Here is a 13912-nt window from a genome sequence, read left to right as displayed (position 1 = left end):
TTTTATGGCCTGTACAGTAACAGCTTGTATCGGCAGGAAAAAGGTGGGGTTTAGAGGGGGTGCCAGTCAGCTAAGCGGATACCTGTGGGAGCAAGGCTTGCCCACGATGAACGATATCGCGGTTCAACTGTTAAACCGCGGTGCGGCCATCGCGGGCAAGCCTTGCTCCCACAGATGAGTCCCCTCACCACACAAAGCTCCCCGGTCATCTCAGTGCGGGGAATAGACCGTCAGCATCTGCCCAGGCTTGAGCGCCTTGCCCATCCGCGGGTTCCAGCGCTTGAGGTGCTGCATTTCCACGTTGAAGCGCTTGGCGACGACGTACAGCGAATCACCTTGCTTGACCTTGTATTGGGTCTGCTTCTTCTGGTCCTTGCTGTTGGCGGCCACCACGGTACTGATGCGCTTGCCAGTGGCCTTGCTGGCCTTGGCGTCCTGCATCACCAGGGTCTGGCCGACCTTGAGCTTGTTGCCGCTGAGTTTGTTCCAGCGTTGCAGGTCTTTGGTCTGGACGTTGTTGGCCTTGGCGATCTGGGCGAGGTTTTCGCCGCGCTTGACACGGTAGGTGCGCGAGGCGCCTTCCACGTCGTCGCTGTCGTCGGCCGATTCAAAAACCGGCTTGAGCGTGCGCTGGCTGATCAACTCTTCAGGACGCATGGTCGACAGGCTGGCGGTCAGCAACTGGGCCTTGGACGTGGGCACCAGCAGGTGCTGGGGGCCGTCGATGGTGGTGCGTTGCTTGAAGGCCGGGTTGAGCTGGAACAGCTCGTCTTCGTCGATGTTGGCCACCGCCGCGACCTTGGACAGGTCCATGCGCTGGTTGATCTCGACGACCTGGAAATAGGGTTCGTTGGCGATCGGGTTGAGGTTCACGCCATAGGCATCGGGCGAGAGCACCACCTGGGACAGCGCCAGCAACTTCGGCACATAGGCCTGGGTCTCGCTGGGCAGCGGCAGGTTCCAGTAGTCGGTGGGCAGGCCAAGCTTCTCGTTGCGCTCGATGGCGCGGCTGACCGTACCCTCGCCGGCGTTGTAGGCCGCCAGCGCCAGCAACCAGTCGCCGTTGAACATGTCGTGCAGGCGCGTCAGGTAGTCCAGGGCGGCCGTGGTGGAGGCGGTGATGTCGCGACGCCCATCATAGAAGCGGGTCTGGCGCAGGTTGAAGTAACGCCCCGTGGACGGGATGAACTGCCACAGGCCCACTGCGTTGGCCCGGGAATAGGCCATGGGGTTGTAGGCACTCTCGATCACCGGCAGCAACGCCAGCTCCAGCGGCATGTTGCGCTCTTCGAGGCGTTCGACGATGTAGTGGATGTACAGGCTGCCGCGCTCACCGGCGCTTTCCATGACGGAAGGGTTGCTGGCGAACCACAGGCGCTGTTGCTCGATACGCGGGTTGACGCCGGCCGTTTCCTGCAGCTGGAAGCCCTGGCGCATGCGCTCCCAGACGTCCTGGGGTACTTGAGGGCTGGGTTTCTCAGTGAGCCATACCGGCTTCTGTTTGGCGCGAGCGGCGATATTCGGTGTGTGCGCCGCGTCGGTCTGCGGCAGCTGGCTCGTGCTCTGGCAGCCCGCCAATGTGGCGGACACAGCCACCGCGATGGCTTGAGCCAAGCGGGTCAATGTGTCTGACTGGACGGACCTGCGTATAGATGACGACATTGGCTGGAAGTAAGTTCCGGGCAAAAATGTCGGCCGATTCTAGGAAGCGCACCCCAACAGGTCAACCTTTCAGAATTTTTGTATCAATCGATAGCTGCCTTAGAACGTATCTTTCCAAGCCCTCAAGGCCGCAAAAACCTCACTCGGCGTCTGGTTTCGCTGGCCGTTCCGTTCGTCTGCTTTTTGTTTAACGGATGTTTCAGTCGTGCGCAGGAACGGATTGGTGAGTTTTTCCTGGGCCAGGGTCGAGGGCAGCGTCATGATGCCTTCGCTGCGTTGCCGGCCGACTTTTTCCAGGCGGGCGGCGACGTCCGGATTGCCGGGCTCCACGGCGGCCGCGAACTTCAGGTTGCCGAGGGTATATTCATGGGTGCAGTAGACCAGCGTATCTTCAGGCAGGGCGGCGAGGCGACTGAGCGAATGGTGCATTTGCGCAGGGGTGCCTTCGAAGAGCCGGCCGCAACCGGCGGCGAACAGGGTGTCGCCACAGAACAGCAGGCCATGGTGGTAGTAGGCAATGTGCCCCAGGGTATGGCCGGGCACGGCGTAGACATCGAAGTCCCAGCCGAGCACGCTGACCTTGTCGTTGTCATGCAGGGCCTGGTCGCGCGCCGGGATGTTTTCGCTGGCCGGGCCGTAAACGGTGGCGTTCGTCGCATTCTTCAGCGCCTGGACGCCGCCGACATGATCATGGTGATGGTGGGTGATCAGGATGTCGCTCAGGACCCAGCCCGGATGGGCCTCGAGCCAGGCCTGCACTGGAGCGGCGTCACCTGGGTCGACCACGGCGCAGCGCTGGGTGGCGTGGTCCTGTAACAACCAGATGTAGTTATCGGTGAATGCGGGCAGGGCACTGATCTGTATCATCGTGGAATTCGCCAAGCGGAAAACAAAGGCGCATCTTAGAACTTCCTGACGCGTTGGAGAATGCAATGACCGATGAAGCGTTCGCTCAGGCTGATCCTGACTGGCTGGCGTTGATCAGCGCCGCCCGTGAATGGCTGTCCGGCCCTGTCGGGCAATTTTTGCTGGAAGAAGAACGGCGCATGCTCGAAGACGAGTTGGGCCGGTTCTTCGGCGGCTATCTGGTGCACTACGGCCCTTCGGCGCAAACGCCGCCGTCGGCGCCGCAAGTCCAGCGCAACGTGCGCCTGGGGGCGCCGTTGCCCGGGGTGGAAATCGTCTGCGAGGAGCAGGCCTGGCCATTGAGCGAACATGCCGCCGACGTGGTGGTCATGCAGCACGGCCTGGATTTCTGCCTGTCGCCCCACGGTCTGTTGCGTGAAGCCGCCAGCAGCGTGCGCCCCGGTGGGCACCTGTTGATCATCGGCATCAACCCCTGGAGCGCCTGGGGCTTGCGTCATGTGTTTGCCCACGACGCCTTGCGCCAGGCCCGCTGCATCTCGGCGTCGAGGGTCGGCGACTGGCTGAACCTGCTGGGCTTTGCGCTGGAGAAACGCCGCTTCGGGTGCTATCGTCCGCCGCTTGCGTCGCCCAAGTGGCAGGCGCGCCTGGCTGGCTGGGAGCGCAAGGCCGGTGACTGGCAGCTGTCCGGTGGCGGTTTCTACCTGTTGGTGGCACGCAAGATCGCGGTCGGGCTGCGCCCGGTGCGCCAGGTGCGACGCGAGCCGATGGGCAAGTTGATTCCCTTGCCAATGGCCAAGGTCAATCGTCGCCACATCGAGCCGTAACCTTTTTCGATGGTTCTTGCCAGCATTGGGCTGCGGGTGTTGTCGGGCCCGATCGGCGGGCTTTTGCATTTTTTCTGGATAGATTGGCATGAGCGATAGCGTAGAACTCTTCACTGATGGCGCCTGCAAGGGCAACCCCGGTCCAGGCGGCTGGGGCGCGTTGCTGGTGTGCAAGGGCGTGGAGAAGGAACTTTGGGGCGGCGAAGCCAATACCACCAACAATCGCATGGAGCTGATGGGCGCCATCCGAGGCCTGGAAGAGCTCAAGCGGTCCTGCGATGTGTTGTTGGTGACCGACTCGCAGTACGTGATGAAAGGCATCAACGAGTGGATGGCGAACTGGAAGAAACGCGGCTGGAAGACGGCGGCGAAGGAGCCGGTAAAAAACGCCGACCTCTGGAAGCTGCTGGATGAACAGGTCAACCGCCACAACGTCACCTGGAAATGGGTGCGCGGCCACATCGGCCACCACGGCAACGAACGGGCCGACCAGTTGGCCAATCGTGGGGTCGATGAGGTGCGGGGCTACAAGCAGGCTTGATTCTCGGATGCGTCCCTGTGGCGAGGGCGCTTGTGTGGGAGCAAAGCTTGCTCGCGATACAGGCGCCCTGGTTTTCCTGAAAGACCGCATGATCTTCATCGCGAGCAAGCTTTGCTCCCACAGTGTTTGCTCTCGTTCATCACTTGCTTCCAAGAGCCTGGGTCCCAGGTAAATCCCCTTGCGACAAGGGCGTGTTAACATCCGCGCTTTTGCAAGACTGCCCGCTGAGAGCTGAACACTGATGGCCAACAGATCTGTAATCCATTTCTGCCCACTCACCTAGAGTGTAAACGTACTGCGTCAATCTTAACCCTTTGGCGTAAATAGAGTTTTTATCACTCTTGTTTTCATTTTTGGAAAATTTCCGCCTAAAGTGTAAACCCAGGCCGTTTTTTGCCCATTTCCGTTTACACTTTTTTCTCTGTAGTTTTGATCAGGCTAATTCATTGATTTAACGATAATTTTTTTTCACTAAATTATCTGTTGTACGGGGCTTGCTGAAATTTTTGGCCTGTCGGTGACTCAGTTTACGTACATGACCTGCAATTGGTTTAGCTTGGCGCTTGGTGCTGCTACCTTTCTTCTACCTCATGTACCCCCATGCCCGCGTTCGATTTGAGGTGCTTTCAAATACGTTGCTTTCTTGTTTTGACGAAATAATTTAGATCGAAAGTGCGGAGGGTGCGCTGGAGCCAAAGATTCTCCCGTTGCCTGTCTAAATTTTTATCAGGAAAATTTCTTGATAGGCCTCCTACTAAACTCATCGACGCTTTTCTTGGCTTTTCTAAGTCATGAAGCATCTGTCGCGGATGCTTCAGCTTTCTGCCCAAATATCTATAAAACTCCTCGAATTTTCACCCCCCCCCCCCCCCCCCCCCCGAATCATTCTGGCCGCGCATTTTGGCCTTTCGGCTGTTTGATCCCCTCCATCGAACACCGTTCATGTGATGCATACATATGACGTCCGGTAGTACTCCCGAGCCGCTTACCTGTGCTCGTTAACTATCAACGCAGTTCTCACGGTTTTTTTGGGTTTTAGGTGGTTTTTCCAATCTTATAAAATTGATTTTGGCACCTTCATGTAAGTTTGAAAGGTAGCCTGTCAGCATCAAATTCTCAGAGATTTGAGATGCAAGCCAGTGGTGAAAACGATTTAAGGTGTCTGGAAGTTGCACTCCACCTTTTCTTCGTTCCTTCCGCATTCTAATTTGCTTTATGAAGGAAACTGGTTGGTGGTCCAGCAGTGCTGAATCAGCATAGTTGTAATTGGTCAATATAACGCAGCTATTATCTTTGATTTCTGATGTCATCAAAAAATCACTAAATATGAAGCCTTTTGATGTTTCAATGCGCGCGGCTATTTGGGACGGCCTTACAGAAGGTGAGAGCGGGTTTTTTAGCTGGACATGGTCATCTGGGGGTTCTATCGTGAACGTGATCTTGAGTGGGTAGCCCATAAGAATCACAACCTGCTCATCATATGAAGCGTGTTCCGGTTTTGCGCCGCAGTGGATTGCTCGTTTCATAGTTGTTCCATATTATTATTATTATTATTATTATGTTTATCTAGTATATAGCACTTTCCGTATTATTTTTATATGGCTTGCGCTTGTGTTGCTTTTTTGCTGCGCAAGTGAATGTCCTTACAAGATGAATTTGATTAGAACTCATTTGAAATTGGGTATTCATTTATTTTTTCGAAGGTAATTTCTTCGGGTTCTTTGGGTTGGGTATTGCATGTCTGTTCTTATTCAAGCTGTGGTTGATAGCAGCCGATGTTGGATGATGGATACGATTTCAATTGTGCCTGCGTAGTGGGCTGCATTTACATTTTAAGGCGGTTGCTAGGTTGTAGGGGGGGCATGAAAATTCGACCGGCGTCGCCAGGGCGAAATCTGAAAAGGCTACGCGGGGTGCAATGCACCTTCTGCCAAGCTTAGCTCTTCCAAACTATGATTAGGAAAAATCTGGGAGCTTCTGATGGACGCAGCAATCACGCCGGCTCAATTAAGAGATCTTCGAAAACGCCTGGGTTTGACTGCCCAGCAAGCAGCGGATTCTGTACGAGTAAAGTATAGAACTTGGAAGGGATACGAAGCACCGTATGGAGCACCGTCACACAGGGACATATCGGAAAGCACCCTTTCACATTTCTGCATTCGGCATGAATTGGCGTACCCGCCCATCTCCGACGATGGTCGACTTTTGTATAAAAATTGTAAGGTTGTAAGTTTTACAACTTACAAGGGTGGGGTTGGTAAATCACCCATAACGGTTGCTGCTGCGGCACTACTAGCTAATGAGGGGTATCGAGTTGCAGTGGTCACTAATGACGTTGTTTTTCGCAGCCACAATCGGTCGGAGAGGCCTCCTAGCGTACGTCGGTTCAGAGAAGAGATTGGAGTCGATTTTTACGATGAGGCTAACGTTCGTCTTTACTCTTACGAGGTTCGGGTTATCGAAGAAGAGCTTAGAAGTGATGGAGTAATTTTTGATACCAAGGGTCTTAGCCCGGCAGGAAATGATCCAATGTACGATTCGGCAATCCGCCGCCTGGAGTCAAAAAAGAATACGGAATGTTTATGGCAGGATCTCATTAATCAGTACGACTACATTTTTGTCGATCTTAACCGGAGACCCGAAGAAACGTTTCTGCTTTCGACATTGATTATTGTTCTTGTTGATGCCTTGTGCGTCAGTTCAATCAATAGCGCGGAAAAGATACGCGATAGGTTCGTCGAGTTGAATGGCGGGGCTATCTCAGAAAAAGTTTTTGGCCTTATGACGAACTACACTCCGGCCGCACCCAGCGACAGTGCATATGCTGTACTGGATTCGGAAGACTTTGCTGATGAAGAAAGTGTCAGAAAAATCTCAGCGCTTGTGAAGGCAGACGAACTCGAAACGTACCACCACTACAGTCGCAATGCTCAGTTTGTAAAGAATACCAGAATTCCTTTGCTCAGTACGTATCTTACAAATTCACACAGAGTCGAAATCGCGCGGTTCAATTCCGAGCGTACGTTCATGGAGGGATGGTGTTATTTTAACTCCGTCGTCAACGTTGCTCCGGACTCTCCACCTGCGGATGAAATTAGGAGACTAGTCCGAGAGGTAAAGGCTTTGCTGAAAGATCTATCGGATTAGTATCCTGGATCGGGCAGTCCGCCCAAAACTCGCATGGAGGTGTCATGACAAAAATCGCATGCCTCGGTTGGGGGTCGCTTGTGTGGGATCAAAGAGATCTCCGAGTCGACAGCCAATGGTTTGATGATGGACCAAATGTATGTGTTGAGTTCGCACGCCAATCCCTTGATGGAAGGATCACACTTGTGATGGTGGAGGGCGTGTCGCCAGTTCAATCGTGCTGGATTCTTATGGGGACTGACAGTCTGTCCTCCGCTTCAGCAAATCTGGCAGATCGCGAGGGCATCCCTGATAAGAACGTTTCTAGGGATATTGGAAGCTGGTCGGCGGGGGCTTCTGAACCTGACACCATACCAGGGCTCGTACAATGGGCTGCTTCCCGAGATATTGACCACGTAATCTGGACTGCTTTACCGCCAAAATTCCAAGGGGGAAGGGTGACTCCGACTGCGGATGCTGTAGTTACGTATCTACGCCAACTTGAAGGGGAAAGCAGGGCGCGTGCTGAAAACTACATTCGGTTCGCTCCTAGAAAAATCCGCACAGAGTATCGTGATCGAATTGAGCGTGAGCTACAGTGGACTCCCGAGGAACCACATTCCATTCAGTAACTTTCGTTGGTTACTTTGCCATTTTCGCAAGGTACCAACAAATATGTTTGCTTGCGGTTAATCAATCTACTCATAAGGACTTTGTATGGATCTTATAAAAATCGTTAGGAATGCACCTCGCCATTTTCAAACGATCACTTCCAGTCGTGAAATTCACATAGACATGGAAGGGTACGCTGGGCTTTCTCATAAATATATATTGGTCCTCGGAGATAATGAGATTCCTCAATGGTTGTTGACGGTTGAAAGCTATGTTGTGGCACCGTCTCATGAAGATAGGCGTTCTGTGAAGGTTATATTGGAGCGTGCAGTTTCATTGTGGGAAGCTTGGCCAAAAATTGTGCAAACTTTGAATATGCAAGAACTGCGGATGAAAAATGAAAGTCACGTCGACGTGGATGCGTTGATAAAGCTTGGAGTGGATGTATGTGGAGGTGACGACGTATCTGCTCAGGAGCCTTTAACCGCGGTTGCTGCTGCTGAAAGGCTGGCTTGGACCTACGGTGTTAAACCAGAAAACGTAAAAATATCTATTAGTTTATAAATCTCCGAAACCCGCTATCTACGCGGTTTTTTCAATCTGGAGGCGCAGCTCGATGGGGTTCAGATTGCGCCCCGGCGCCTGACGATAGTAGTTTCGTTCAACAGCTAGTATCAATGCATCGTAAAAAGCCTGGCAAAAACTGTGCGGGCTCAACAGATAAGGATATAGGTCGCTGATGCAATCACCACAAACAGATCCCCGTCGTATTCAGCGTACCTTCCGCAATTTATCTCAGGAGGAGATCGCCGACGTCGAGCAGGCATCAATGCTGTCACGATTGGGCTGGGCAAAAGATGTGGGATGGGAAACGCTGCTGGAATCGCAACGTATTCTGATCATCTCGGAAGCCGGTGCAGGGAAGACTTATGAGTGTCGAGCACAGCAGCAGGTGCTGTGGGAGAAAGGAGAGCCGGCTTTCTATCTAGATCTATCTCAGCTTGCCGCAAACAACCTGTTGGATTTGCTGTCACGAGAGGAAGAGGAGCGGCTTGACGCTTGGCTAGCTGCCCAGTCCGAAGTAGCCACTTTTTTTCTTGACTCGATTGATGAGTTGAAGCTGACGCTCGGCTCGTTTGAGGTCGCTCTCAGGCGGTTGGGCAAGGCTATTGGTAGTCAGCTTGGAAGAGTGCGGATTGTCATAACCACCCGACCGGTCGCTGTGGATCAGAAGATTATCGAGCGGCATTTACCCGTACCTGACCGGGTAGAACTGGCGCCGAGCCGAGATGATTTTGCAGACATTGCGTCGGGCCGCGTTCGTCGTCCTTCCAAAAAGGAGGTGGTGCCGCCGGCATGGCGTAACGTCGCGTTGATGCCCCTCTCCGACCAGCAAATTCGTGAGATGGCGATTATTGAGGGTGTCGATGATGCTGATGCGTTACTTTCGGATATACGTAAGCGCAACGCGGAGGATTTTGCACGACGACCGCAAGATCTTGTTGAGCTTTGCTCTGACTGGCGAGAGTACCGCCGTATTCGCACCCATCGAGAGCAAGTGGCGCAAAATATCCACGTCAAACTCAAGCCGCGTACTGATCGAAGAGAGCCTGCGCAACTCTCACCCGATAGGGCACTGGATGGAGCAAGCCGGCTTGCGCTTGCTGCGCTGCTTACACGGAAGTTGACCATACGCCTTAGTGTGGAGGCGGATCGTGGTGGTGAGCCAGGCGGAGCACTGAATCCCGAAGTGGTGCTACATGACTGGACTCCACAAGAGCGGGAAACATTGCTAGAGCGAGCGCTATTCGGGTTTGCGAGTTACGGGCGAGTTCGATTCCATCACCGCTCGGTCCTCGAGTTTCTTGCAGCTCAATATCTCAACCTGCGTATGAGCCAGGGAGTGCCAATCAAAGCAGTAAAGCGTTTGCTCTTCGCTGAGACTCAACAGAACAACAAAGTCATCCGCCCAACAATGCGTCCGGTCGCGGCATGGCTAGCTGCATCACAGTCGACTATTTTTTCCGAAATCCGTGACCGCGATCCCAGCGTTCTGCTGAATCACGCTGACCCGGAATCGCTGACGCAGTCTCAGTGCGAGGACGCATTGAGGGCATACGTTACGCATTACGGCTCTGGAGGATGGCGTGGACTACAAGCTCCGCAGGTGCAGATTCATCGTTTTGCCAGACCAGAGTTAGAACCATTGGTTTTAGAACTATGGGGGAGGGGCATTGAGAATCCCGAAGTTCGTGAGCTGTTGATTGATCTCATCGGCGCAGGGCCTATGCCCGCGTGTGCAGATATCGTCCATGCAGTCGCAATCGATGTATCTGCTAGGGCAAGCGAGCGTCTTGATGCAATTACGACACTGGCTCGTCTTGGTGACGCCCGGGTAGAACTCTTAGCACAGTCGATGGAAGAGGCGCAGGCGCTATGGCCTGATGAAATTGTGTATGGAGCCATAGTCAAATTACTCCCTCTATTTTTCGCGCCTGCTCGACTCTGTGGGATTTTGAGGGGCTTTTCAGAGTCATCCAGCAAGGAGTTCGAGCAGGAGTGGTCGTTACCGTACAGCTTTGCAGAGCTTCAATTTCCTTCAGGCTATCTGGAGGCGCTGCGCGAAGGTCTGACCGACTTGGTCACGGAGGATTTGGCTTGGGGTGATGAGTGGCCGCATCTAGTCAGTAAGCGCCCATATTTGCTTTCAACGCTCGCAGCGGTTTGCTTAAGACTTATTCAAGAGAGCGAGTACCGCGTGGAGGTGTTTCGCTCTTCCACGATCGCCCTGCGTCTTACGCCAGATGATCACGTTCATGAGGAGCCATTGAATAAGCTGCGAAGGGCACTAGCGGATCTGGAGTCAGAACATCGTGAGACCGTTTTCTGGGCTGATGACGCGTTCAACGAGAGTCTTCATTCACGCGCCGATCCTTGGGCGCGATTTTGCCAAGTTTCATTCCGCGGACCTCTCCAATTAAATTACGTCCAGGATGCAGGTTGGGTACGACGCACTTTGGCTGACTCTGATCGCCGGTTGTCGGACCGCACAATGATGCTGCATGCCTGTATGCGAGGGCTATGGGACGGTGTGGGCGATTCCCGTGACCACATCGAAAGCCTGAAGCAGTACGTTCTCGATGCGCCAGAGTTGATCGCTCTTATCGACCAACAGCTTGTTACCCCGGAACTCGATCCGGAAATGCTCAAGCTAGAAGCAGAACTGAATCAGCACCGCGTAGCCAATGAGGAGAGTCAGGCACAGCGACATGCGAGCTGGGTGACATTCTGGCGTGAGGTAGCTGAGCAACCTGATGTTGCCTTTAAGCCTGACCGCGAAGGGAATACCGCTTGGAATCTCTGGCAGGCGATGCAGCGCTCTGGAAGCGAGAGCCGTACATCTGGTTGGGATCGGCGTTTTGTTGAGAGCCACTTCGGTAAAGCAATCGCCGATAGATTACGTGCCAGCATGCGCTCGATGTGGCGTGGCGATAATCCTACGCTTCGTTACGAAAGGCCGGAGGGGCAAAAGGGTGTGTTTCTTATTAGGTGGCAGCTCGGACTGGCCGCGATAGCCGCAGAAGCCGAGGACCCTAACTGGGCGCAAAAGCTTTCGATTGATGAGGCGAAATTGGCCACTCGTTACGCTCGAATTGAGTGCAACGGATTTCCCGCATGGTTCGAATCCCTAGCTCGGGAGTTTCCAGAAGCGGTCGAAGAGACCCTTGGTCCCGATTTGTCTGCTGAACTCGATGAAGCCGCTACGACAAATTCATTTGCAATGCTGCTCCAGGACTTGAGCTATGCCCCAGCTGTCGTCGTGCAATTGTTTGTGCGGCGATTGCTCACGTGGCTCGATACTTTTGTCAGCAATCCTTGTGTTGGAGAAGATGAAACTGGTGCGTTAGGTCGACTCGAGCGCGTACTGAAAATTCTACTCCAGTACGGCGGCGACAATACACGGGACAAGATTCGCATTTTGGCTGCGCAGCAGCTCAACATTACCACCCACGGCTCCATCAGACAGGTTTGGTTAACTACATTAATGCGGCTCGACCCTAGTGCAGGAACACATGCTCTGGAGGTTTTCCTAGCGCCGCTTCAGCCTGCGCCAACGGGACCCGCTATCAATGCTTTCAGTACTTTGTTTGGCAGCCGTTTCGCTAGTCTGCGTGTCGATCTGAAAACAGCTGGCTTCACCCCGCAACTACTCCTGCGGTTGCTGCGGCTTGCATATCGTTATGTGCGTCCCACCGACGACATTACCCATCGAGGTACCTTTTCACCAGGCCCTAGAGACGATGCTCAAGACGCACGAAATTCGCTCCTTAATGCAATACTCGACACTCAAGGTGCGGAAGCTTGGGCGGTGAAACTCGAGATGATCGCAGACCCGCTTTTCGCTCATTTCCGTGATCGCCTGGCGCTACTTGCGCGCGAGAAATCGGCAGAAGAAGTTGATGGCGCGGTGCTCACAGAATCAGAGGTGGTGACTCTGAACCGCTACGGCGAGGCACCACCTACCACCGGCGACGACATGTTCGCCGTGCTCGTCGACCGGTTCGAGGACATTGATGATTTGTTACTCCAGGATGTTTCGCCCCGCGATGCTTGGGTGTTGATCGGAGAGGAGAAAGTGATGCGGCGGGAGATTGCTCGGGCATTAAGAGACGCATCCAATCATGTCTACACAGTCGATCAAGAAGGAGCCACTGCTGACGAAAAAGAAACGGATATCCGTATGCGGGCCATATCAGGACAGCAGGCAACAATTGAACTCAAAGTCGGAGAAAATAACTGGTCGGGTCGGGTACTGCGCGACACGATAAAAAATCAGCTCGTCACGCGGTACATGGCGGCGGAGAGCTGTCGATCTGGCTGTCTTCTGGTGACTGTAGCAAGCGACCGGAAATGGGAGAACCCGGAAACTGGCGAATTAATAGACATTGATGGATTGCGAGCGCTGCTTGAATCCGAAGCGTCTAAAGTTATGACCGAGATGGGCAACAGTGTCAGGTTGCTAATTAAGGTGCTTGATCTGCGCCCACGCCTTTCTACCGGCGCTGGAGGATTGGTTAAGTGAGTCAGTAGCGACGTGCGCCAGCAGATATCTACAGTCCGGCAGTATTTGGTAAACCTAAGTGATGTGGAAGGAGCCTACTCATGAGCGACGAATATTCCCTGCATAGCGTATTAGACAGTCAGAACCAGCTTGCCCTGGAAGCAGCGCTAATGGAGCTTACGCTTCATGCCGAGCAAAGTGGGTTGGAGGAGGTCGGCGGAAATATTCGAGGAGCGCTGTCAACGATCGGAGAGAACGCGGGCTTCATCAATCAGGGGCTGGCCAGGCTTCGAGGCAGTCAAATCTGAGTATCCTGTTCAGCATGCTTATTGGCAGTGAATGCTAATCGCGAAATCAGCTTCGTTTCTTTGAAGGGATGGAAAAGGAATGGCCGACAATCCACCGCTGACCGATGACGTCATTGTGGCGTTAGCGCTTCTGGTAGACGATTCTCAGACAGAAAAGCGCGATCCTACGCACTACGACCTCGATGTGTTGTTTGCTCAGTATCACCTCTCGGGAGGCGAGCAACAGGTCCCCGGTGGTAGGCCTGTTGGCAAAGCTAAGCGCATTCGTGGTGCGCTGAATTGGGCGATGATCAACAACCAGAAAAGCGGTGAGGCCTTTGTCTCGGCCCTGATATCCAATGTTCAAGGTAAAGGTGGATTTCGATCTCAATCCTCGAACTACTGTGGCTCCGAAGCGATAGCGAATCTCGTTGCCACGATTGCGAACAATGGTTGGGACCTGTCCACAGAGGGTAATCTGGCACCCCGGGTCCTCGAAGCGATGAAGGGCCGAGAGCTAACAGCTGCTCTAGCTGCTTACGCCGATAGAGCGCGACGGGGAGCATTGGACAGCCCGCTGTTGGCAGGTATAGCGAAAGATCTATTGGAGGCTACGGCGGCCCATGTGTTGGTTGAGAAGTGGGGCAATTACCCTAGTCACTCGAATTTTCCGACACTTCTGGGCCAGGCGTTCACGGCGCTGGACTTCGCAACCCCTATGAACCCCGCAGAGAAAGATGAACCAGTGAAAAAGCGCGTCGAGCGAGCGGCCTATGACCTGGGATGCGCTCTCAATGCGCTGCGTAACAAGGAAGGGACAGGTCATGGGCGGCCTTGGCTTAGTACCGTAACTCGTAGCCAGTCTCGGTTTGCGATCGAGTCCATGGGGAATATTGCTAGCCTTATGCTTGATCACCTTTGATTAGAAGGA

Annotated in this window: 10 protein-coding genes; 7 read left to right on the top strand and 3 right to left on the bottom strand. The window is 53.7% G+C overall.

Annotated features, from left to right (window positions below):
• Positions 1–210: 210 nt before the first annotated feature.
• Both LOY50_RS16355 and gloB read right to left on the bottom strand, forming a co-directional pair.
• Positions 211–1662: a transglycosylase SLT domain-containing protein gene (locus LOY50_RS16355; RefSeq protein WP_258688419.1), complete on the bottom strand. Its 1452-nt coding sequence runs from the start codon at positions 1660–1662 to the stop codon at positions 211–213.
• Positions 1663–1761: 99 nt separating this feature from the next.
• A complete protein-coding gene (gloB, locus tag LOY50_RS16350; RefSeq protein WP_258688417.1) occupies positions 1762–2529 on the bottom strand; it encodes a hydroxyacylglutathione hydrolase in 768 nt (255 codons plus the stop codon).
• Between the two features lie 65 nt (positions 2530–2594).
• Here gloB and LOY50_RS16345 point away from each other — a divergent pair, with 65 nt between their 5' ends.
• Together LOY50_RS16345 and rnhA are read left to right on the top strand one after the other, a co-directional pair.
• On the top strand, positions 2595–3353 hold the full coding sequence (locus LOY50_RS16345) for a class I SAM-dependent methyltransferase (protein WP_214512740.1): 759 nt from the start codon (positions 2595–2597) through the stop codon (positions 3351–3353).
• Positions 3354–3441: 88 nt separating this feature from the next.
• Positions 3442–3894 carry a ribonuclease HI gene (gene rnhA, locus LOY50_RS16340; RefSeq protein ID WP_003180633.1) on the top strand — a complete coding sequence of 151 codons (453 nt, stop codon included), beginning with the start codon at positions 3442–3444 and terminating at the stop codon, positions 3892–3894.
• A 998-nt stretch (positions 3895–4892) separates the two neighbouring features.
• On the opposite strand, the gene LOY50_RS16335 is transcribed toward rnhA, so the two are convergent.
• A complete protein-coding gene (locus LOY50_RS16335) occupies positions 4893–5420 on the bottom strand; it encodes a hypothetical protein (RefSeq protein ID WP_258688415.1) in 528 nt (175 codons plus the stop codon).
• A gap of 454 nt (positions 5421–5874) precedes the next feature.
• On the opposite strand from LOY50_RS16335, the gene LOY50_RS16330 reads away from it, so the two are divergent.
• The 5 genes from LOY50_RS16330 (at position 5875) to LOY50_RS16310 (ending at position 13903) form a co-directional block, all read left to right on the top strand.
• Positions 5875–7041 (top strand): AAA family ATPase, encoded by a 1167-nt coding sequence (locus tag LOY50_RS16330; protein ID WP_258688414.1) that lies wholly within the window; start codon positions 5875–5877, stop codon positions 7039–7041.
• 696 nt (positions 7042–7737) lie between these two features.
• Positions 7738–8196: a hypothetical protein gene (locus LOY50_RS16325; protein WP_258688413.1), complete on the top strand. Its 459-nt coding sequence runs from the start codon at positions 7738–7740 to the stop codon at positions 8194–8196.
• 175 nt (positions 8197–8371) lie between these two features.
• A complete protein-coding gene (locus LOY50_RS16320; RefSeq protein ID WP_258688412.1) occupies positions 8372–12715 on the top strand; it encodes a hypothetical protein in 4344 nt (1447 codons plus the stop codon).
• An 80-nt stretch (positions 12716–12795) separates the two neighbouring features.
• Entirely contained in the window at positions 12796–13002 is a 207-nt protein-coding gene (locus LOY50_RS16315; protein ID WP_258688411.1) for a hypothetical protein, read from the top strand.
• A 79-nt stretch (positions 13003–13081) separates the two neighbouring features.
• Positions 13082–13903, top strand: coding sequence for an abortive infection family protein (locus tag LOY50_RS16310; protein ID WP_258688410.1), 822 nt, complete (start codon positions 13082–13084; stop codon positions 13901–13903).
• Positions 13904–13912 lie beyond the last annotated feature (9 nt).

The sequence above is a fragment of the Pseudomonas sp. B21-010 genome (genome assembly GCF_024749325.1).
Lineage (GTDB): Bacteria > Pseudomonadota > Gammaproteobacteria > Pseudomonadales > Pseudomonadaceae > Aquipseudomonas > Aquipseudomonas kilonensis.
Note: the sequence above shows the minus strand (reverse complement) of the source record. Positions and strands in the feature narration are given on the sequence as shown.

Excerpts from the sequence above, each read along its gene's own strand:
- LOY50_RS16335 (WP_258688415.1), bottom strand. The coding sequence starts at position 5,420 with ATGAAACGAGCAATCCACTGCGGCGCAAAACCGGAACACGCTTCATAT.
- LOY50_RS16320 (WP_258688412.1), top strand. The coding sequence starts at position 8,372 with ATGCAATCACCACAAACAGATCCCCGTCGTATTCAGCGTACCTTCCGC.
- rnhA (WP_003180633.1), top strand. The coding sequence starts at position 3,442 with ATGAGCGATAGCGTAGAACTCTTCACTGATGGCGCCTGCAAGGGCAAC.
- LOY50_RS16355 (WP_258688419.1), bottom strand. The coding sequence starts at position 1,662 with ATGTCGTCATCTATACGCAGGTCCGTCCAGTCAGACACATTGACCCGC.
- LOY50_RS16330 (WP_258688414.1), top strand. The coding sequence starts at position 5,875 with ATGGACGCAGCAATCACGCCGGCTCAATTAAGAGATCTTCGAAAACGC.
- gloB (WP_258688417.1), bottom strand. The coding sequence starts at position 2,529 with ATGATACAGATCAGTGCCCTGCCCGCATTCACCGATAACTACATCTGG.
- LOY50_RS16345 (WP_214512740.1), top strand. The coding sequence starts at position 2,595 with ATGACCGATGAAGCGTTCGCTCAGGCTGATCCTGACTGGCTGGCGTTG.
- LOY50_RS16325 (WP_258688413.1), top strand. The coding sequence starts at position 7,738 with ATGGATCTTATAAAAATCGTTAGGAATGCACCTCGCCATTTTCAAACG.
- LOY50_RS16315 (WP_258688411.1), top strand. The coding sequence starts at position 12,796 with ATGAGCGACGAATATTCCCTGCATAGCGTATTAGACAGTCAGAACCAG.
- LOY50_RS16310 (WP_258688410.1), top strand. The coding sequence starts at position 13,082 with ATGGCCGACAATCCACCGCTGACCGATGACGTCATTGTGGCGTTAGCG.